Raw genomic sequence first — 18,893 nt, 5'->3', positions numbered from 1 at the left:
ATAGCGAAGGACAAGAAAGAAGGATAGTAAAGACTAAAAAAAAGCCAGAAAATCAATTGTTTTCTGGCAGGCTTTTAAAGCATTATATGATATTTTCAAACAAATTAAATTGTTTGTGGGTCGTTCAAAGAAGGGCTATTTAAGTGTTCGATGACTTGATTTTTTAGTTGTTGCACAAACTTGTCAGTATCTTCTAAAGACTCTTCCTGACCTGATAGTTTCTTGACTAAGTTTAATAAATGCGTTTGAGTTTGTAACATCACAGAAAGTGTAATCTGATTATCAGCAATTTGTTTTTGATTACGAATAATGCTTACTTGATTGTTAACGATAATTTCTTGGTTTTTGATAATCGTAGATTGATTTTGAATCACCAAATCATGATTATCCGCATTACGCTTTTGATTCTCAATCATAATATCATGATTCCCAACGATGCGTTCTTGCATATCTTTTAAGAAATTATGCTCGGCTATTAATTTTTGAAGTATTTCCTCTATATTTTGCATAATGATACTCTTGAATGAGAATTTTTATGATTGAAAAATGCGTTTACCTTTGTTCCCCGTAAAATTAAAGATTTTTATTGATGCAAACCGACAAACTGAAAAAAATCAAATTGCCTTGGCTTTACTTATCATTCTTGATGGTGGTATTGAGTGTTTGGACGTATTACATGGTAACTACCAACAGCTTTTATATTTATTTAAAACATGGATATGCAGTACTCACAATGATTTTTGGTTCATTCATTGCAGGGTCTAGTCCCGAAGGTAGTGCTGCCATTGCCTATCCAGTCTTTACATTATTGCTTAAAATTCCCCCAGCCATTGCTCGAAATTTTGCTTTCGCTATACAAAGCATAGGAATGACTTCAGCAAGTTTACTGATTTTAAATTTAAAAATAAAAGTTGAGTGGAATTATATTAAATATGTAACCTTCGGAGGGGTTTTCGGATTAATTTTCGGTACTTATTATATCGTTCCGCTTATTTCGCCACCTTTAGCAAAACTCTTTTTTGTATCCTTGTGGCTTAGTTTTGGCTTGGTTTTATGGTATGAAAATACTAAACCTAAGCGTGAAGTATTTGATGCTATTCAGTCTTTTCAACGTTCAGATATGGCGAGATTGCTATTTTTTGGATTAGTAGGAGGGATGATTTCATCAATTTTTGGCACAGGCATCAATATCTTCTCGTTCTGTTTGATGACAATTTATTATCGGATTAACGAGAAAGTAGCAGTGCCATCGTCTGTTATTATCATGACTCTGGAAACATTACTAGGCTTTTTCTTGCACGCAGGCGTCATTAAAGATTTTCAGCCAGAGGCTTTTGAAATGTGGCTAGCGTGTATTCCTTTTGTCGCTTTTTTTGCTCCGCTAGGCGCATTTGTTATCAGCAAAGTACCTCGAAAGGCCGTAGCGACTTTCTTGTACATCATCCTAATAGTTCAATTTTTCGGGGCTATGTGGGTAATTAAACCTAGTGTTTTGCAGTTAATTATGTGTCTGATTACACTAGTAGCAGGGTTAAGTACTTTTGTGTATTTGGCTAAGATGAAGAATAATAGGATGTTGGAGGAGTAGTTTACCAAACTATTTCTACTAAGTCAGCATAATTTCTAAATTTTTCATCAGCAGAAATAATGTTGAGATTGTCTGAGATAGCGATAGATATAAGAAGCCTATCGAAGGGGTCTTTATGATTTTCAACCTGCTTTAAAAATACATAGCTTTCTAAGTGTTTAGGAGTTAAAGGAAGTAAAGATAACCCAACTCGTTCTATTTCGTTAGTTAAAGTAGTGATAGAATTTCGAGTATTCAGTTTGCCAATATTTTTTTTGATAGCAACTTCATAAAGAGATATTATACTAACAAAACATTGATTCTCAATATCTTCAATGATTTCGTAAATATTTTGAGGTATATTTTCAACTTCATCAAACATCCACAATAAAATATGGGTATCTAATAAATATTTTTTCATTACATGTATTCTTTAAAGTCATCTAAAGGCTCATTAAAATCTGCGGGAACATTAATTGTTCCTTTTAATGTACCAAACAATCGTTTTTTTGCTTTTGTAGGGATTTGAATTTCTTCTACAAAAGTGATTAAAACTTTAGATTTATTCACAACAGGTGGAATTTCATTAAAAATTACCTGTCCATTTTCGTAAGTTCCTTCTATTGTTGTTAACATTTTATAAATGTTTTATTTCAAATATACAAAAACTTATACGAAAAGAGTCGCTGTTATAAAGAATTTATAACAGCGACTCTTTTCAAAAATAATGATTTTATCCCTTACAAAATCCTCAACTTAGCAAAGCTCAATAATAGCGTTTTCTCACCAATTGTTCCTTCAAACTGAATCACAGCCTTGCGGTCTGTTCCATTCACGTCTATCTTTTTTACTTTTCCAAAACCAAATTTTAAATGTTCTACGCGGTCGCCTTCAACCAAGGCTTTCGTATCACTAGGCACAAAATCTTGTGAAGGAATATAGCTATTGCCAACAACTGGACGAGGTGCTGGTTTAGCTATCAAATTAGCAGTAGACGTTGGCTTGTTAGGCGTGTTAAAGTCAGGCGCTTTTTGTTCACGATTAGTCATCCTCACAAAGCCTTGTGGAGCTGCTCTTTCTTCGGAACGACGAATGTTTTTAGCAAACTGTAAAAAACTTGGGTCAATTTCATCAAGGAAACGACTTGGTTCACATGGTTTCAAGCGTCCGTATTGATAGCGACTTTCAGCATAAGACATCATTAATTTTTTCTCAGCACGGGTAATGGCTACGTAAAACAACCTACGTTCCTCTTCCAAATCAGCCCTACTTTGCAACATCATTTGGCTAGGGAAAAGATCTTCTTCCATACCCACTACATACACATGATTGAACTCCAACCCTTTTGCTCCGTGAATAGTCATCAACGTTACTCGGTCATTATCACCATCAGGGTCATCACTATCGGCAGTGGTTAATAAAGAAACCGTTTGTAAGAAACTAGAAAGCGATTTATCTTCCTCCTCTACTTCGTTATCATCTACAAATTCTTTAATCGAGTTTAATAATTCTTGCACGTTTTCATAGCGCGAAAGTCCCTCTACCGTTTTATCCTCATGTAGTTCTCTTAATAGTCCTGATGCTTTGGCAATGTGCGAAGCCACTTCATAAGCATCTTTTTTATCAGCTTCTACCATAAGTTTAAAAGACTTTATCAAGTCAGCAAAACCTTCGATGGTATCAGCAAATCGTCCTGCTTGGAATTGCTTGATATTTGAAACGACTTCCCATACAGAAATCTGGTTTTCAGAAGCAGTTACGGCAATTTTAGCAATGGTCGTATCACCAATACCTCTTTTGGGTAAATTGATAATCCTTTTAAAAGCTTCTTCGTCTCTTTGATTGACCACAAAACGGAAATAAGCTAATAAGTCTTTTACCTCACGTCGTTGGTAGAAAGACAAACCGCCAATAATTCTGTACTTAATATTCAACTTCCGTAACGCCTCTTCAAAGGACCTCGACTGTGCGTTGGTTCTATACAAAATGGCAAAATCTGTATTACGTAACCCATGTGCCATTTTTGACTCAAAAATGTGCGTCGCAATCAAACGTCCTTCTTCATTATCCGAACTAGCTTTAATCAACTCAATCAAAGAACCTTCTTCATTTTCAGTAAATACCTTTTTCTTTAACTGATTTTTGTTTTTGGCAATGATAGAATTGGCCGCCTCTACAATATTTTTAGTAGAACGATAATTCTGTTCAAGCTTGATAGTAGCCATATTTGGATAGTCTTTTTCCAAATTCAAAATATTATCAATACTTGCCCCACGGAATGCATATATCGACTGGGCATCATCGCCTACTACACACAGATTTTTTGATAGTTCAGATAGTTTCTTGACAATCAGGTACTGTGAAATATTGGTATCCTGAAACTCATCTACCATGATGTATTTGAATTTACGTTGATATTTATCTAATACAGCAGGGTGGTCACGGAAAAGAATATTCGTGTTGTAGAGCAAATCATCAAAGTCCATCGCATTAGCCTGAAAACAGCGTTGGGCATATATTTTATACAATTTGCCCATCTCTGGTAACTTGGCAGCCGCATCATCTGCTGCAATCACAGGATTGTTCAAATATTCATCTGGGCCAATCAAACGGTTTTTTGCTCCTGAGATACGGTTGAAAATGACATTGGCTTTATATACCTTGTCATCCAAACCACGCTCTTTTACGATAGCTCTAATTAACGATTTAGAATCGTCAGTATCATAAATAGAGAAGTCTGACGTATATCCTAAATGTTTTCCATCAAAACGTAGAATCTTGGCAAAGACAGAGTGAAAAGTACCCATCCAAAGATTTTTGCCTTCACTACCTACAGCGTTTTCGATACGCTGTCGCATTTCACCAGCAGCTTTATTGGTAAAAGTCAGTAATAAAATCTGGAATGGGTCAACGCCTTTTTCGATTAAATATGCTGTACGATAAGTCAGTACTCTGGTTTTACCCGAGCCTGCACCAGCAATAATCATCAAAGGACCGTCTATATGTTGTACCGCTTCACGTTGCGGTTCGTTTAAACCTTTTAAGTAATCCATATAAAAATTTTAACTCAAATTGAATTGACCCCAAAATTACGAAAAAATAAGGGAGGGGTTAGTAAGAAGTTAGCTTTGTTTTGGAAATGTTGATTTGAGACGTATTTTTACTCACAGATTTTATTTAAAAAAGAGAATAACATAGATCAATTTATTATATCACATTTCTTCTGCATAAAACTGCGGAAGGTATCAGCGTAAATCAGCGGGTAAAAAACAACCACTTGAAATATTATGAACGAAACCAGACAAATAAGAGACATAGAAAAGGAATTTATCGTTGCCCTTTTAGCCAAATTGAATCTCACGACTGAGGATTACCCTATAGACAATGAAGTATTTGAATATGAAGGGGGAAAAATGGGGAGTATCAGTATTGGTAACAAAAACCCTGATGATTATGATGGAGATTTAATACAGGTAGAATACAATGACATTGATGGCGTGCCTGTATTGATAACCCTTACCAAAAATAAATATAATCAATTATTAGATTTAGATTTCTGGAAAGAAGATTTCTCAGCGTTGATTATCTATCCAAAAATTGAGGAGGTAATCGTTCGGCAAATGTAGGGTCGTATTGCATACGACCTTTTGAACGAATATTGGACACCGCATGGGACGAATGCAATTCGCCCCTACTTTTTTATAAATATAAGATATGACGAAAATGAATTTTTGTCCACAATGTGGAAACGACTTGATTACAAAGTTTAAAGATGATAGAGAAAGAGTCCTTTGTCCAGATGAAGACAATTGTGGTTTTGTGCATTGGAATAACCCAACACCCGTAGTAGCGGCCATCGTAGAACATGAAGGAGATATTATTTTAGCCAGAAATGTGGCTTGGCCCGAAGGTTGGTTTGCTCTGATTACAGGTTTTCTAGAAGCAGGAGAAACACCCGAAGAAGGTATTTTAAGAGAAGTAAAAGAAGAATTAAACCTTGATGCTGAAATAGTAGAATTTGTAGGACTTTATGAATTTCATAGAATGAACCAACTCATTATAGCCTATCATGTAAGAGCAACAGGAGTAATACAACTGAGCGAAGAACTATTAGAATTTCAACGAAAAAAAGACCATGAAATACTCCCTTGGTCAGCAGGTACGGGAAAAGCTGTAAAAGACTGGCAGGCAAAAAGAGGTATTTTTAATGAAGTAATAGAATTTAAAAGATAAATACTCAGCAGATAATAAGAATGCTAGGCACTCAATCCATGATTGATAGACTCACTCTTTTTCCAATCCAGATAACCTTTTATGGCTAAGGCAGATAAAAGCAAATAAAGCACGCCTGTACCATAAAGACCTTTATAGCAATACATTCCTGTATAAAAAAAGTCGGCACTAATCCATAAAATCCAATTTTCTACATATTTTCGAGCCATCATCCATTGAGCAATCAAGCTGATGGCAGTAAGCGAAGAGTCAATATAAGGCAAACTAGCATCAGAATATTTACCGTGCATATAGCCAGAGGCAACAGAGAAAGCAACAAAAATGATGGTACAAGCTAACCAGAATTTTGAAGGCATTTTAGTAACAGGCAATTCAGTTTTTTCTTTGCCACCAAATAACCATTGATACCAACCATAGATACTTAGGATAATAAAGACCACCTGCAATTCCATATCTGAATAGAGTTTGAATTGCCAATATATTACGCCATAAATACCCGAAGAAACAATAGCCCAAAACCAACCCCAGATATTCTGACGAGTATTAAGCCAAACACAAATCAATGTGGTGAGTATCCCTAAATCCTCTAGCCAGTTTTGTTGAATATATTCTTGCATGATTATTTAATTTGAAAATGTGAGAATTTGAAGAATTGAAAATGATTGATAAAAATAAAAAAAAGCTCATAACTCAAGGCTCAAAGCTTTTCTCTACTCTTTTCTTTCATTACTTTCTTCTCAAGGTCTTCATAGTATTTACAGAAGCCTTTCAAAGCACATTCTCCACATTTTGGATTACGGGCTACGCAGATATACCGACCATGAAGAATTAACCAGTGGTGTGCGATGGGTACGGATACCTTAGGAATATAGGTCATTAACTCTTTTTCCACAGCCAATGGTGTAGTGGCTGTTTTAGCAACGAGTCCAATACGATGCGAAACCCTGAATACGTGTGTATCAACAGCCATAGCAGGCTGGTTATAAATAACAGATACAATAACGTTTGCAGTTTTGCGACCAACCCCCGGTAAAGTTTGTAATTCCTCAATTGAATTAGGAACTTCAGAATGGTAAACAGAAACCAACCTTTGTGCCATGCCTATTAAATGCTTGGCTTTGTTGTTTGGATAAGAGATAGAACGGATATAACTAAACACTTCATCGAATTCAGCCTTGGATAATGATTCGGCATCAGGGAAGCGTTCAAATAAAGCAGGCGTTACCATATTTACACGTTTGTCAGTGCACTGAGCCGACAGTGATACCGCCACTAATAGTTCGTAAGGTGTGCGATAATGCAATTCCGTTTCTGCAATCGGAAAGTTTTCGGTGAAATAAACAATAAGCTTTTGATAACGTTCTTTCTTGAGCATCAGTATTGTTATAATCTAAAAGAAGCCTTCGGTTTGAGCAAAGGCTTCTTTGGGTAAAACGAAAAATATCAGATTCAGTATTTAATCAATATCAGCTTAGCTTGCTAGCATTTCAGCTTCGCGTTGTTTGTTTACTCTCGCCGATACAACAATACTTACTTCATACAAACACAGTAATGGGAAAGTTACCAATAGCTGAGAAATCATATCTGGTGAAGGTGTAATCACCGCTGCAACAATCAGAATAACAACCACAGCATGACGACGATACTCTCTCATAAATGATGGCGTAAGAATACCTACCCGTGAAAGCACATAGGTAATCATCGGTAATTGGAATGTTAGTCCACATGCCAATGTCATCATTGAAAGTAAAGAGATATAATCGCTGATATCAAATTGGTTTTGGATAGATTCGTCTAGTTTAAAGCTTGCCAAAAAGTTGATGGCCATTGGCGAAACCACAAAATAACCAAAAGCTACACCCATGAAAAACAACAACGATACCCAGAAAACAGCTCCACGTGCAGCCTTAGCTTCAGTGATTTTCAAGCCTGGTTTTACAAAACGCCAAATTTCCCAGAAGAAATAAGGGAAAGAAAACAATAAGCCTACAAGGATTGACTGCGTAAGCGCCATCATAAACTGTCCTGATACTTCTCTACTTTGTAAAATAAAGTTTGCTTGGGTAAAACACAAACCTTCTACGCCTGTTGCATCTGCTAATTTACAAAGCATTCGGTTGGTCCAGAACTCAGACTTTGAAGGTCCCATAATAATTTTTCCAAAAATTTCTTTTTGAAAAATCCATGCTACAATTGTAAACACCAAAATAGACGCTACCGAACGTAATATATGCCAACGGAGTTCTTCAAGGTGGTCAAGGAATGTCATTTCATCACCTTCTTTTTCGTCTGATTCTTTGTCAAATTCTTGGTCTAAAGCCATTTTTTGAATATTAATTTGCTATTTTAATAAAGGTAATACGTTTAAATATTTCCCTTTTTTTGTTCTGTTTCTACCATTCATCTTTCATAAACAAGTGATGGTATTTTTGCTTCTCTGCAAAAGTACATCAAAAACGCAAAAAACCCTGATAACCTTTACGATTGTGTGTTTATTATAGGGCAGATAGATTTCTCAAAAAACATTTATTAGCCCATTACAGGCAGTCATAAAAAAATCTCCAAAGCCTTATCATAGGTTTTGGAGATTTCAAAATATGATTGCATAACAATTAAATAGTAGTCATTGGTATGATTTCTACTTTCTGATTTTGTAAAATACTCAGTGGAAAAACAGTATTGCTTTCGCCTGTTTGTAGCGTGATTGAAGTATTATCTATCGCAACTATTTGTCCTCTTACGCCATCGAGGATAATTGTTTGTCCTTCTTTGAATTTATTTTTACTATAAAAATTTGACAAAATATTGGCGAGTACATCTTTTGACGCCAAGCCATAACCTACAGCAAATGACAAGATAATTCCACCGATGATGAGGTTGAAGCTAGATTCCAATAAACTGGTCTCAATACCAGCTTGTTTCAAAGCGGCAATCAATGCCACTACCAAGAAGAAAAAGAAAACAATATTACCTAATAGTTTTCCAGATGCTATTCTCAATGATTTACAAACATTTATCACAGAGTTTTTAAGGGCATCGGCAATCATAACACCTGCTAAAAGCATAAGAGCCGAAGCAATTAGCTTAGGAATAAGGCTGACCAACGAAGCAACCATATCAGTCAATACCTTCATCTCTAGGGTCTCTGTAGCTGCTGTCAGAAACACTAGCATAATGAAATAATAAAGTGTTTTTGAGACAAAGGCACTTAGTTTTATTAATCCAAAACGTTTGATAATATCTATTTCATTCAGTTTATCTCCTAATTTATCAAACCCAGTTTTTTCAAGTCCTTTTTGTAACACATTAGTGATTATTTTAGCGACAACAACACCCACAATCAACAAAATGAGTGCGCCAAGTACCTTAGGGGTAAATAGAAATAATTGCTCTAAAAGTTTTTGAAAAGTCTGTAAGAGGATGTCTTGAATGTTAGGCATAATGGTAAATATTTGCAATAAGAAAGAAATGGTTAAATCTCGGATTGTTCTTGTTCAGTATTTATATCGATTGACTTTGTTAAAGTATTGATAAAATTCCCAACAAATAACTCAATCAGTACAGACGTGACTCTTATTGTCTCTATCTCGGCTACCAGTGCAGCCTTGACATGAGGTGGAATCTTTTTTTCAGCGTCGATATTTTTTAATGGATTGTTATTCATGATTAAAGAGGACATGGATAGCCTTTGTGATAATAACTCCCCAGAAAAATAAACTTTCTAAGTAGGCCTTTTTTAGCTTATCCTTTGCTCTTAATAGACGCATCTTAACGGCACTTTCAGAAATATCCAAGGTGTTAGAAATATCTTTGATACTCATTTCGTCTTGATACTTCATCATCAAAATAGATTTATCCTCTGCAACAATTTGTTGAAGTGCTTTCCGAAGTCGATGGTCTTCCATTTCTGCTAGTTCAGCATCCTCGTCATCATCAATCAAATCAAAATTTTCATCAATCAGATGTTCATTATAGCGTTTTGAAATCCTTAATTGGTCGATACAGTAGTTATAAGTAATAGAATATAACCAAGTTGAAAATTTAGCAGTTTCTTTATAGCAACCAATATTCAAAACAAGTTTCATGAAAATATCATGCGTAAAATCTTCTGCTTTGGCTTCATCTTTTACAAAAGATAAACACTTGCGATAGATTTTATCAGCATAACGGTCATATAATTGTTCGAAATAGCTATTGTTTTGACTTTCAATAAACAGGGAAACTAATCGTTCGTCACTTAATTTTTTAAGGTTCATTAATACTAAAGCTAAATGCTATAAATGAATTATTAATCGTATTTGGTGACTAACCAATGCGATTGTTGGTCTTATACTTTCAGGAGGAATTTTGGTGGGCAGTGACGCTGTGTGTTATTGGAATACGAAAATAACAAAAAATATTTACTTTCTAGTATATATTTAAAAAGCGAAAAGCCTTAAATTAGCTAAATCGCAAGGTTTTATATAATATTTTTAATACCAAAGGCGTTGAAATTTATATGATAATACCTACAGCACATGAAATTATTCTTAAGTTTTTTTTTATTAAGTGCCTTTTTTCTAGGAGCTTGTAAAGCTACCCAAAAAGGGACATCGTCAGATACTGAGCAATCGTCGTTAAATACCGATTTACCAGCCAAAATTATTTTTACTTTAAGTAAAACTCCATGTTATGGAACGTGCCCAGTATTTAAAATGACTGTATTTGAAAACGATAGCTTAGTTTATGAAGGTGAAAGATTTGTTGATAAAATAGGCGTATCTTCAAAGTCTTTACCAAAAGGAAAAGTAAAAGAGCTTGTCGATAAATTTAGAACAGCTAATTTTTTTGAATTCAAAACTGAATATAGTGCTCATATTACTGATATGCCCACTACATATATTTCTTTTACTGATAAGGCCAAGACGCTGAAAATTAAAGATTATCATGGAAGTCCAGAGGAACTAAAACAATTAGAGCAACTCCTTGTTGATTTAGTATCTGACGAGATAAAAGTTAAAAAATAGATAGCTTGAAATTTAATAATTTTATAATAAGGATATCTTCTTATTAGATTTAACTTTGTTGAGGCATGAGTGCAATTCCCAAATACAGAAAACGCAGTAGAGTAAAGGATTCTCTTGTGGGGAATCTTTTTTCCTTTCTAAACAATTTTATGAATACAAAGCAAACACCCGAAGAGAAACGTCGTCTCGAAAAGGTCATTAATAAGTCATATGACGTTATTGAGAAGTCTGATTATATCAGTCGTGATTTAAGTTGGTTGAAATTTGATGAAAGAGTTCTTGATCAAGCTAGAGATACACGTAGAAATATTTTCGATAGATTAAAATTCTTAGCGATTACTGCTTCAAACCTTGATGAATTTTTTACAATTCGTGTAGGGTCGTTGTATAACTATATCGATTATGGTAAAGAGCGTACAGACTATTCGGGTCTGAGAGAATTACCTTTCAAAAAAACGTTAATGGCTGCTACACAATCTTTTGTATCAGAAACACAAAGGTTGTATAACGAAGAATTGTTCCCAGAATTTGTGGAAAATGGCTTTAGAGTAGTCGGGCTGAATGACCTCAATGATGAGGAAATGGAACAAGTCCTTGATTACTTCAATCGTACTATTTACCCAATGCTTACGCCTATGGTTTTCGACCATACGCATACTTTCCCGAGTTTACTTGGTAAAACCTTGATTTTCGGAGTAGTTACTAAAAGCGAAGGAGAACGTACTGAAAGCAATATTAATGAAAGCAGAAAAATAAGTTTTGTTCAGATACCACAAAACCTAAAACGTTTTTATGTGGTAGAGCGTGAAGAAGAAGTATTATTCCTGCCGATTGAAGAAATCATCCGTCACGAAATCTGGAAGCTTTATAAAAATGTAGAAATTGAATCAGTTGCCTTGTTCAGAATTACTAGAAATGGTGATTTTGATGTGGTAGAGCATGAAGACTCTGAAACTGATTTTATCGACGAAATCAAGAAAAAAATCAAAGACCGTCGTTTGGGTAGAGTTACCCGTATCGAAATGGAAAATGGTTGTTCAGAGTGGATGTTGCAAATGATGTTAAAGCGTTGGAAGCTAGAAAAGAACGATATATTTTTTAGCAGTACGCTGATTGACTTTACAGCCTTCTGGCAAATCATTAAGCATGCAGAATTAAAGTCGAGACAAGATGTTCAAAGAGCGTCTGTACCAGCGTTGGGTCAGCTTACTCAAAAGCCTGAGCATATCTTCGAAACGATGAAACAAGGGGATATCCTTTTGCATCATCCCTTTAATAACTTTGAGCCCGTACTTCAGTTATTAGAACAAGCCGCTGAAGACCCACAAGTATTGGCTATTAAAATAACACTTTACCGAATTTCAAAACATTCACGTATTGCGGAGGCACTATTGCACGCCGCTGAAAATGGTAAACACGTGTCGGTATTATTTGAAGTAAAGGCACGTTTTGATGAGGAAAATAATATTCGTGAAGCCCTCCGCTTACAAAAAGCAGGTTGCTTTGTAATTTATGGAATACCGGGTCTTAAAACCCATACCAAACTGTTGCAAGTAATCAGAAACGAAGGCGACAGAGTAAAAAGCTATGCCCATTTGTCTTCAGGAAATTATAATGAAGATACTGCCAAGCTTTATACTGATATTGGCTTATTAACTACTGACGAAGTATTAACAAGAGATATTTCAGAATTCTTTAATGTTATTACTGGTCATTCGCAACCGCATTCTTATGAAAGGTTGATTACTGCTCCTAGAGATATGCGTAAGCGTTTGGTAGAAATGATTCAGCATGAAGCTAGTAATGCAAAAGCTGGCTTGCCAAGTGGAATTTGTTTGAAAATCAATTCATTGCAAGATAAAATTACGATTGATGAATTATACAAAGCGTCGCAAGCGGGTGTGAAAATTCAATTGATTGTAAGAGGAATTTGCTGTTTACGTCCGCAGAGAAAAGGATTGTCTGAGAACATTACCGTGCGTTCTATCGTAGGAGATTTCCTTGAGCATACCCGTATTTATTATTTCCATAATAATGGCGAACCAAAAGTATATGGAGGTTCAGCAGACGTAATGGTAAGAAGCTTTGACAGAAGAATAGAGTCGCTTTTTGAAATATATGGTGTTCAAGTAAAACAACAAGCCATCCATATTTTAGACTGGAACTTGAAAGACAATGTAAATGCTTATACCATGCAAGAGGATGGCTCATTTAAGCGTTGTGCTTCGCCAGCAGAATGTGGAGTTGAAGCATTTGATATTCATAAAAAATTCTTTGAAGTAAGTATGGCAGATGTAATGGAAGCCAAATTATTTCAAGAAGAAGAGATCATTGAAGAGGAAGTAAGTACTGAAGTCTAATTCAGTTTACATCAATAATAGATTAAAGGCGACCATTTGATAAAAATGGTTGCCTTTAATTTTACTTGAAAATTAATTTAATGAACCCTTATAAAAAGGTTTTAAAAGTTTTGAAGTTTTTGATGAAAGTAAACGGTATTGCTCCATTTTTACTTGAGAAGGAGTTTTTTCTAGTTTTCGGATGATAAATTTTAAAGGAGTTTCTCTAGAAACGAATACCAAAGAAATCAGCCAATCTTGTGTTTGTGACTCTACTAAATATCCAACTAAAGATTCTCCGAGCCATTTTTCTTCCAATAATAGTAAATCATTACCTCCTCCTTGAGAGTTTTCCTGAAAATTATAGTCAAAATCAAAAATATCCATAGTTTTATTTTTTCAAGATTATTTATAAATATAACGATAAAAATAATCACTTTGTATTTCGATAATGAAATTTTTAGAAAAAGACTTAGCATTAGATTTTATAAAACTCTGTAAGAGAGATACCCTTAAATAAAGCTGGATATAAAAAAACAGGACGCAAATAAAATTGCGTCCTGTTTTTACATTTTATGTTATGAAAAATACTTCGTTTTTCCCGGAATTGCTACAGGATAATTTCCATTAGCATCTGGTTTCAAAGGCATATCAGCATCCCACGCAAAAGTTTTTGGCATAATATCAATCCCTGAATTAATGGCTTTGTCCCATTCAATCACCTGTCCTGAATAAGTAGCCATTCTACCTAAAATAGAAGTCATTGTCGACTTCGCACCGTTTTCGGCATCAGCAAATTTGTATTCACCTTTAGCAATGGCTTCAAACAATTCATCATGTTCGGTTTGATAAGGTTGATTTTCCTTAGTTTTCTTATCAAAAGCATACAAAGCGTTGCCTTTATGGTCAGTGATTCTGGCGGCATCAAACTGAATTTTACCCTTAGTTCCTACCACTAATTCGTCTACTTTAGCCCAAGTGCCTTTCATGTGTCGGCATTGAGAATTCAAAATAGTGCCATCAGCATATTCAAACTCTACCAAGTGGTGGTCAAATATTTCTCCTGTATCTTTTCCATTACGCGTTTCTCTACCACCAGTACCTCTTGCTCTTACAGGATAGCCATTTTTCGCCCAGTTGATTACATCAATATTATGGATATGTTGTTCAGTAATATGGTCGCCACAAAGCCAGTTAAAATAATACCAGTTACGCATTTGATAATCCATTTCGGTTTGTCCCGGTTTGCGAGGGTTCATCCAAACGCCATCATTATTCCACCAAGCAGAAGCCGAAACGATGTCTCCGACCATGCCATCTTGCAGGCGTTTCATCAATTCGCGGTACGAATTCTGGTAATGTCTTTGTAAACCAACTACCACATTCAATTTTTTAGCCTTCGCTTTTTCAGCAGCTACTAATACTCTTTGAATACCCGCAGGGTCAGTAGCTACAGGTTTTTCCATGAAAATATGTTTACCCGCATTTACGGCTGCTTCAAAGTGCATCGGACGAAACCCTGGAGGCGTAGTAAGAATCACTACATCAGCTAAAGGAATAGCTTTCAGATAAGCATCGAATCCTGTAAATTTATGGTCTTCAGGTACATCAATTTTTGCTTTTAAATGCGCTTGGTCATCACTCGTTATGTTTTCATAACACTGATTCAAGCGGTCTTTGAAAGCATCGGCCATGGCTACTAGCTTGACATTTTGCTTAGTGCTTAATGCCTGAACTACTGCTCCTGTGCCTCTACCTCCGCAACCAATGACTGCGATTTTTATCGTATCATCCGAATTGCTATTGAAGAATGAAGCCTCAGATAAAAACGGAGTAGTTAATAATCCACCCGTAATGATGGAGGTACTTTTTACGAAATCTCGTCTATTAAAATTCATAGTAAATAAGAGTTGTGAATTGTGAATTTTTAAATTTTAGTCATCGGTTTTCGGCTTTCAGATGTCAGATTTCTACTTTTGGTTATTAATGGTTTAGTCTCTGTTTTAGGGAATATAAATAACAGGCTGTTAACTAATAACGTATTCTTATAAAATAAAAAGAATACAAATTAATCCAACACCATTAGCGGATTGCTAAAATCCGAAAGCCGATGACCGAAATCCGAAAGCTATTTCAATACACTTTCAAAAAAAGCCTCAACCTCTTCCTTGGTAGGTTGTTTTACAGGTCTGATGATTCTGAAACCTACGAAGGGAGAATCAGCATTCCACCATTTACTTTTTGGAATTTGTGGGTCTCTTCTGTTCCAGACGGCGTCAGATTTCAGACGGTTGGCACTGCGTAATTGTATGGCTTCATCTTGATAATTCCCGCCTTTCACAGTGCTTGGATAACGTTTTAATTTTGTATTATAAGGATTAACCTCATTAGCTTGTATTTTCTGATAAAAGCTTTCATCATATTGATCAAGCGTCCACTCCGATACATTGCCTAGCATATCATACAAGCCCCAAGCATTAGGTTTTTTCTCGCCTACATGATGGTATTTATCCTCTGAATTGCTTTTAAACCAAGCATAATCTCCTATTTTGTTAGCATCATTGCCAAAGAAATAAGCTGTATTACTTCCTGCTCTACAGGCATATTCCCATTCAGCTTCGGTGGGCAGTCTGTGAAAAATACCTGTTTTATAATATAACCATTTGCAATACATCAAAGCGGCGTATTGTTGCATAGAATTAGCAGGAAAGCCTCCTACTTTTCCCATACCCAAAGTAAAATCTATATAAGGTGGACTAGGACGAGTAATGGCATCTGGTTTAGGCTCTGGGTCTCTTTCCTCCTCAAAAAATAATTGATATTCGTCGTAAGTTACTTCGTATGCTCCCATCCAAAAGGGCTCAATTTTTACTGTTACTTGTGGACTTTCATCGGCTTCATGTCCTTGTTCTGACGCTGTACTTCCTAATGTGAATGTTCCCACAGGAATAGGCACCATTTTATATTTTACGGTAGTGTTCGGAATAGTTTGCTCGTAAGCCTTAAAATCTTGAGCAACAGTTTCTTGAAAAAGAATAATTAAAAAGATTAAGAGTGTTTTTTGCATAGTATGTTTAAAGTAAGCTGTGCTAAATTAAAAAAATAATTTTTTGAGCATATCCTGTTTAATCTGTGCAATCGTTATCGGGCAAAGTAGGACTCAAACCCTTTTGATTGCCATTTCAAGATTTTTTCATCCTTTATTTCAGCAATCATTACTTCACAATTGGGCATAGATTTTATTAACTTCAATGCTTTTTTTGTACTTAATACACTGCAAGCAGTAGCCAGCCAGTCTGCTGTGGCACCATCGGGTGCGATAACCGTTACATTCTTTCGCTCGGTTAACCCCATTCCAGTTTTAGGGTTTACGATATGGGAATAATACTTTCCATTGAATGTTACATATTGATACATATCGCCAGACGTAGCTACGGCTTGATTTTGAAGTACTAAATATCGTTGTAATAGTTCCTCTGAATTGGGAACATTAATGCCGATTTTCCAACCAGATGGTCCTTCCCAACTCATGGCTAAGTCTCCTCCAGCATCTACCAACACTTTTTTAAAACCTTTTTCCCGATAAAAATCTACAACCACTTGTGCAATATATCCTTTGGCAATACCGCCTAAATCCAATAAGGTATTAGGCTTTGATAATCTGACACTTTTATTAGCAGGATTCATCTGGATAGTGCGATAGCCTACCGTTTTAATGGCTTGTTGCAAGGCTATAGGCTGGGGTAAAATTTTATCTTTTCGGGTTTTTCTCCATAGTTTTACTATGCTACCAATGCTAATATCAAAGGCACCATTACTTTTCTGGGAAGCTTGTACTGATTTTTGTAAGATATCCCACAAGGCAGGCGATACCTGTGTAAAAGATTTTTGTCCTGCTTTTGTACTCAACCTATTAAGCTCACTGTTTTCAAGATAATCACTATAAATAAGGTTGAGCGAATCTACGAGTAGATACGCCTGTTTCGTGACTTCTTTAATTTGGGTAGAGTCGTTGGCGTAAACAGCAATGTTAAAAGGGGAGCCCATTTTGGGTTGAGAGAAATTAAATTTTAGAGATTGACCAAACGAATAAGTTAGTGGAAATAATAAAAAAATAAAAAACAGTTTCATGAATTGGAATTTTACAATCATTTAATAAGAATTTTTATCGAAATCTTTTAAAAGTACAAAAAAGATAGTAATTTTGTCTTGCAAATAACAATATCAACGATATTTGCCATGTTAGATACATCCAAGTTCCTTTTCGAAGCTCTCACATATGACGACGTGCTTCTTCTTCCTGCTTATTCAGAAGTTCTTCCACGAGATACAAGTACGCAATCAAAACTTACTCGTAACATTGTTTTAAATACCCCAATTGTTTCCGCTGCGATGGATACTGTTACCGAAGCTGATTTAGCCATTGCTATGGCGCAAGAAGGTGGTATCGGAATCATTCATAAAAATATGACTATTGCCCAACAGGCAGCCCAAGTAAGAAAAGTAAAACGTTCGGAATCGGGAATGATTATAGATCCGATTACCCTTACTGAAGGACAAACCTTAGGTGATGCACATCGTATCATGCGTGATTTTAAAATAGGTGGTATTCCAGTTGTTAACGATGGTGGAAAATTGATTGGTATCCTTACCAACAGAGACTTGCGTTTCCAAAAAGATTTGACAAAATTGGTTACAGAAATAATGACCAAAGTAAATCTTATTACTGCCAAAGAAGGAATTTCATTAGAAGATGCTGAAAGCATTTTACAAGAATATAAAATTGAAAAATTACCAATCGTTGATGCCAACCAAACATTGATTGGATTAATTACGTATAAAGATATTTTGAAGAGAAAAAGTCACCCAAATGCTTCAAAAGATTCTTTAGGTCGTTTAAGAGTAGGTGCTGCTGTAGGCGTAACAGCAGATTTATTAGAAAGAGTAGCCGCTTTAGTAAAAGTAGGCGTGGATGTAGTAAGTATTGATACTGCCCACGGACATTCTAAAGGTGTAATTGATGCATTAAAATCAGTAAAAGAGACTTTCCCTAATTTAGAGGTTATTGTAGGTAACGTTGCTACTGGCGATGGTGCAAGAGCGTTAGCGTTAGCAGGTGCCGATGCTATTAAAGTAGGTGTAGGCCCTGGTAGTATTTGTACAACACGTATTATTGCAGGTGTTGGGATGCCACAATTAACTGCAGTTTATGAAGCAGCTCTAGCGGTTGCAGACTTAAACGTACCTATTATCGCAGATGGTGGTATTCGTTTTTCAGGTGATATTGTAAAGGCTATTGCTGGTGGAGCAAGTACTGTGATGATTGGTTCGATGTTAGCAGGTACAGATGAAGCACCAGGTGAAATAGTACTTTTTGAAGGACGTAAATATAAAACTTACCGCGGTATGGGTTCTGTTGAAGCAATGGAGGATGGTTCTAAAGACCGTTATTTCCAAGATGCTGAAGACGACATCAAGAAATTGGTACCAGAAGGTATTGTAGGTAGAGTACCATTCAAAGGAGCGGTTTCTGAAATCATTTATCAAATGGTAGGAGGATTAAAGGCTGGAATGGGCTATTGCGGTGCTGGAAACATAGAAGCGATGCAAAAAGCGAAGTTTGTAAAGATAACAGCAGCAGGTTCTAGAGAGAGCCATCCACACGATATTACTATTTCAAAAGAAGCACCTAACTACAGTGCCAAATAAGAATAAATTATTTTAGTCCGTTATTTGTGAAAAATTAAT

Annotated in this window: 19 protein-coding genes; 6 read left to right on the top strand and 13 right to left on the bottom strand. The window is 35.7% G+C overall.

What is annotated here, in order from left to right; translation table 11 throughout:
- Positions 1-104 precede the first annotated feature (104 nt).
- Positions 105-509, bottom strand: coding sequence for a hypothetical protein (locus AC07N0_RS04040; protein ID WP_492800941.1), 405 nt, complete (start codon positions 507-509; stop codon positions 105-107).
- An 80-nt stretch (positions 510-589) separates the two neighbouring features.
- Between AC07N0_RS04040 and AC07N0_RS04035 the strand changes: the two genes are divergently transcribed.
- Positions 590-1,588 (top strand): sulfite exporter TauE/SafE family protein, encoded by a 999-nt coding sequence (locus AC07N0_RS04035; RefSeq protein WP_494588206.1) that lies wholly within the window; start codon positions 590-592, stop codon positions 1,586-1,588.
- A gap of 1 nt (position 1,589) precedes the next feature.
- On the opposite strand, the gene AC07N0_RS04030 is transcribed toward AC07N0_RS04035, so the two are convergent.
- From AC07N0_RS04030 to AC07N0_RS04020, 3 genes are all read right to left on the bottom strand, one after another.
- The gene (locus AC07N0_RS04030) at positions 1,590-1,988 is read right to left on the bottom strand and encodes a type II toxin-antitoxin system VapC family toxin (protein ID WP_494588205.1); all 399 of its coding nucleotides are present in this window, start codon (positions 1,986-1,988) and stop codon (positions 1,590-1,592) included.
- Positions 1,988-2,203: a DUF2281 domain-containing protein gene (locus AC07N0_RS04025; RefSeq protein ID WP_494588204.1), complete on the bottom strand. Its 216-nt coding sequence runs from the start codon at positions 2,201-2,203 to the stop codon at positions 1,988-1,990. Before AC07N0_RS04025 ends, AC07N0_RS04030 begins: the two co-directional genes overlap by 1 nt.
- 104 nt (positions 2,204-2,307) lie before the next feature.
- Positions 2,308-4,620, bottom strand: a complete 2,313-nt coding sequence (locus tag AC07N0_RS04020) for an ATP-dependent helicase (RefSeq protein WP_494588203.1) — start codon at positions 4,618-4,620, stop codon at positions 2,308-2,310.
- 234 nt (positions 4,621-4,854) lie between these two features.
- On the opposite strand from AC07N0_RS04020, the gene AC07N0_RS04015 reads away from it, so the two are divergent.
- Together AC07N0_RS04015 and AC07N0_RS04010 are read left to right on the top strand one after the other, a co-directional pair.
- Positions 4,855-5,193 (top strand): DUF6984 family protein, encoded by a 339-nt coding sequence (locus AC07N0_RS04015; RefSeq protein ID WP_492800938.1) that lies wholly within the window; start codon positions 4,855-4,857, stop codon positions 5,191-5,193.
- Between the two features lie 88 nt (positions 5,194-5,281).
- The gene (locus AC07N0_RS04010) at positions 5,282-5,800 is read left to right on the top strand and encodes an NUDIX domain-containing protein (protein WP_494588202.1); all 519 of its coding nucleotides are present in this window, start codon (positions 5,282-5,284) and stop codon (positions 5,798-5,800) included.
- Between the two features lie 23 nt (positions 5,801-5,823).
- Here the strand turns inward: AC07N0_RS04010 and pnuC are convergent, their stop codons facing one another.
- From pnuC to AC07N0_RS03985, 5 genes are all read right to left on the bottom strand, one after another.
- Entirely contained in the window at positions 5,824-6,417 is a 594-nt protein-coding gene (gene pnuC, locus AC07N0_RS04005) for a nicotinamide riboside transporter PnuC (RefSeq protein ID WP_492800936.1), read from the bottom strand.
- Positions 6,418-6,497: 80 nt separating this feature from the next.
- A complete protein-coding gene (nth, locus tag AC07N0_RS04000; protein WP_494588201.1) occupies positions 6,498-7,175 on the bottom strand; it encodes an endonuclease III in 678 nt (225 codons plus the stop codon).
- 96 nt (positions 7,176-7,271) lie between these two features.
- The gene (gene tatC / locus AC07N0_RS03995) at positions 7,272-8,123 is read right to left on the bottom strand and encodes a twin-arginine translocase subunit TatC (RefSeq protein ID WP_492800934.1); all 852 of its coding nucleotides are present in this window, start codon (positions 8,121-8,123) and stop codon (positions 7,272-7,274) included.
- Between the two features lie 289 nt (positions 8,124-8,412).
- Positions 8,413-9,240 carry a mechanosensitive ion channel family protein gene (locus AC07N0_RS03990; RefSeq protein ID WP_492800933.1) on the bottom strand — a complete coding sequence of 276 codons (828 nt, stop codon included), beginning with the start codon at positions 9,238-9,240 and terminating at the stop codon, positions 8,413-8,415.
- A gap of 216 nt (positions 9,241-9,456) precedes the next feature.
- Positions 9,457-10,056 (bottom strand): RNA polymerase sigma factor, encoded by a 600-nt coding sequence (locus AC07N0_RS03985; RefSeq protein ID WP_492800932.1) that lies wholly within the window; start codon positions 10,054-10,056, stop codon positions 9,457-9,459.
- 261 nt (positions 10,057-10,317) lie between these two features.
- Here AC07N0_RS03985 and AC07N0_RS03980 point away from each other — a divergent pair, with 261 nt between their 5' ends.
- Together AC07N0_RS03980 and ppk1 are read left to right on the top strand one after the other, a co-directional pair.
- A complete protein-coding gene (locus AC07N0_RS03980) occupies positions 10,318-10,806 on the top strand; it encodes a DUF6438 domain-containing protein (RefSeq protein WP_494588200.1) in 489 nt (162 codons plus the stop codon).
- A 65-nt stretch (positions 10,807-10,871) separates the two neighbouring features.
- The gene (gene ppk1 / locus AC07N0_RS03975) at positions 10,872-13,166 is read left to right on the top strand and encodes a polyphosphate kinase 1 (RefSeq protein WP_494588199.1); all 2,295 of its coding nucleotides are present in this window, start codon (positions 10,872-10,874) and stop codon (positions 13,164-13,166) included.
- A gap of 72 nt (positions 13,167-13,238) precedes the next feature.
- Here the strand turns inward: ppk1 and AC07N0_RS03970 are convergent, their stop codons facing one another.
- The 4 genes from AC07N0_RS03970 to AC07N0_RS03955 all read right to left on the bottom strand — a co-directional run bounded on the left by AC07N0_RS03970 (position 13,239) and on the right by AC07N0_RS03955 (position 17,192).
- Complete coding sequence (locus tag AC07N0_RS03970) at positions 13,239-13,532, bottom strand: hypothetical protein (protein WP_309914853.1); 294 nt, start codon at positions 13,530-13,532, stop codon at positions 13,239-13,241.
- 191 nt (positions 13,533-13,723) lie between these two features.
- The gene (locus AC07N0_RS03965; RefSeq protein ID WP_494588198.1) at positions 13,724-15,043 is read right to left on the bottom strand and encodes a Gfo/Idh/MocA family protein; all 1,320 of its coding nucleotides are present in this window, start codon (positions 15,041-15,043) and stop codon (positions 13,724-13,726) included.
- A gap of 230 nt (positions 15,044-15,273) precedes the next feature.
- Complete coding sequence (locus tag AC07N0_RS03960; protein ID WP_494588197.1) at positions 15,274-16,212, bottom strand: formylglycine-generating enzyme family protein; 939 nt, start codon at positions 16,210-16,212, stop codon at positions 15,274-15,276.
- 74 nt (positions 16,213-16,286) lie between these two features.
- The gene (locus tag AC07N0_RS03955) at positions 16,287-17,192 is read right to left on the bottom strand and encodes an FAD:protein FMN transferase (RefSeq protein WP_494588196.1); all 906 of its coding nucleotides are present in this window, start codon (positions 17,190-17,192) and stop codon (positions 16,287-16,289) included.
- A 192-nt stretch (positions 17,193-17,384) separates the two neighbouring features.
- On the opposite strand from AC07N0_RS03955, the gene guaB reads away from it, so the two are divergent.
- Positions 17,385-18,854 (top strand): IMP dehydrogenase, encoded by a 1,470-nt coding sequence (gene guaB / locus AC07N0_RS03950; protein WP_492800925.1) that lies wholly within the window; start codon positions 17,385-17,387, stop codon positions 18,852-18,854.
- Positions 18,855-18,893 lie beyond the last annotated feature (39 nt).

This window comes from Arcicella sp. GW821-FHT09D11 (assembly GCF_059416265.1).
Note: the sequence above shows the minus strand (reverse complement) of the source record. Positions and strands in the feature narration are given on the sequence as shown.

Excerpts from the sequence above, each read along its gene's own strand:
- AC07N0_RS03960 (WP_494588197.1), bottom strand. The coding sequence starts at position 16,212 with ATGCAAAAAACACTCTTAATCTTTTTAATTATTCTTTTTCAAGAAACT.
- ppk1 (WP_494588199.1), top strand. The coding sequence starts at position 10,872 with ATGAGTGCAATTCCCAAATACAGAAAACGCAGTAGAGTAAAGGATTCT.
- pnuC (WP_492800936.1), bottom strand. The coding sequence starts at position 6,417 with ATGCAAGAATATATTCAACAAAACTGGCTAGAGGATTTAGGGATACTC.
- AC07N0_RS04015 (WP_492800938.1), top strand. The coding sequence starts at position 4,855 with ATGAACGAAACCAGACAAATAAGAGACATAGAAAAGGAATTTATCGTT.
- AC07N0_RS03985 (WP_492800932.1), bottom strand. The coding sequence starts at position 10,056 with ATGAACCTTAAAAAATTAAGTGACGAACGATTAGTTTCCCTGTTTATT.
- tatC (WP_492800934.1), bottom strand. The coding sequence starts at position 8,123 with ATGGCTTTAGACCAAGAATTTGACAAAGAATCAGACGAAAAAGAAGGT.
- AC07N0_RS03990 (WP_492800933.1), bottom strand. The coding sequence starts at position 9,240 with ATGCCTAACATTCAAGACATCCTCTTACAGACTTTTCAAAAACTTTTA.
- AC07N0_RS03980 (WP_494588200.1), top strand. The coding sequence starts at position 10,318 with ATGAAATTATTCTTAAGTTTTTTTTTATTAAGTGCCTTTTTTCTAGGA.
- AC07N0_RS04010 (WP_494588202.1), top strand. The coding sequence starts at position 5,282 with ATGACGAAAATGAATTTTTGTCCACAATGTGGAAACGACTTGATTACA.
- nth (WP_494588201.1), bottom strand. The coding sequence starts at position 7,175 with ATGCTCAAGAAAGAACGTTATCAAAAGCTTATTGTTTATTTCACCGAA.
- AC07N0_RS04040 (WP_492800941.1), bottom strand. The coding sequence starts at position 509 with ATGCAAAATATAGAGGAAATACTTCAAAAATTAATAGCCGAGCATAAT.
- AC07N0_RS04035 (WP_494588206.1), top strand. The coding sequence starts at position 590 with ATGCAAACCGACAAACTGAAAAAAATCAAATTGCCTTGGCTTTACTTA.
- AC07N0_RS04030 (WP_494588205.1), bottom strand. The coding sequence starts at position 1,988 with ATGAAAAAATATTTATTAGATACCCATATTTTATTGTGGATGTTTGAT.
- guaB (WP_492800925.1), top strand. The coding sequence starts at position 17,385 with ATGTTAGATACATCCAAGTTCCTTTTCGAAGCTCTCACATATGACGAC.
- AC07N0_RS04020 (WP_494588203.1), bottom strand. The coding sequence starts at position 4,620 with ATGGATTACTTAAAAGGTTTAAACGAACCGCAACGTGAAGCGGTACAA.
- AC07N0_RS04025 (WP_494588204.1), bottom strand. The coding sequence starts at position 2,203 with ATGTTAACAACAATAGAAGGAACTTACGAAAATGGACAGGTAATTTTT.
- AC07N0_RS03955 (WP_494588196.1), bottom strand. The coding sequence starts at position 17,192 with ATGGGCTCCCCTTTTAACATTGCTGTTTACGCCAACGACTCTACCCAA.
- AC07N0_RS03965 (WP_494588198.1), bottom strand. The coding sequence starts at position 15,043 with ATGAATTTTAATAGACGAGATTTCGTAAAAAGTACCTCCATCATTACG.
- AC07N0_RS03970 (WP_309914853.1), bottom strand. The coding sequence starts at position 13,532 with ATGGATATTTTTGATTTTGACTATAATTTTCAGGAAAACTCTCAAGGA.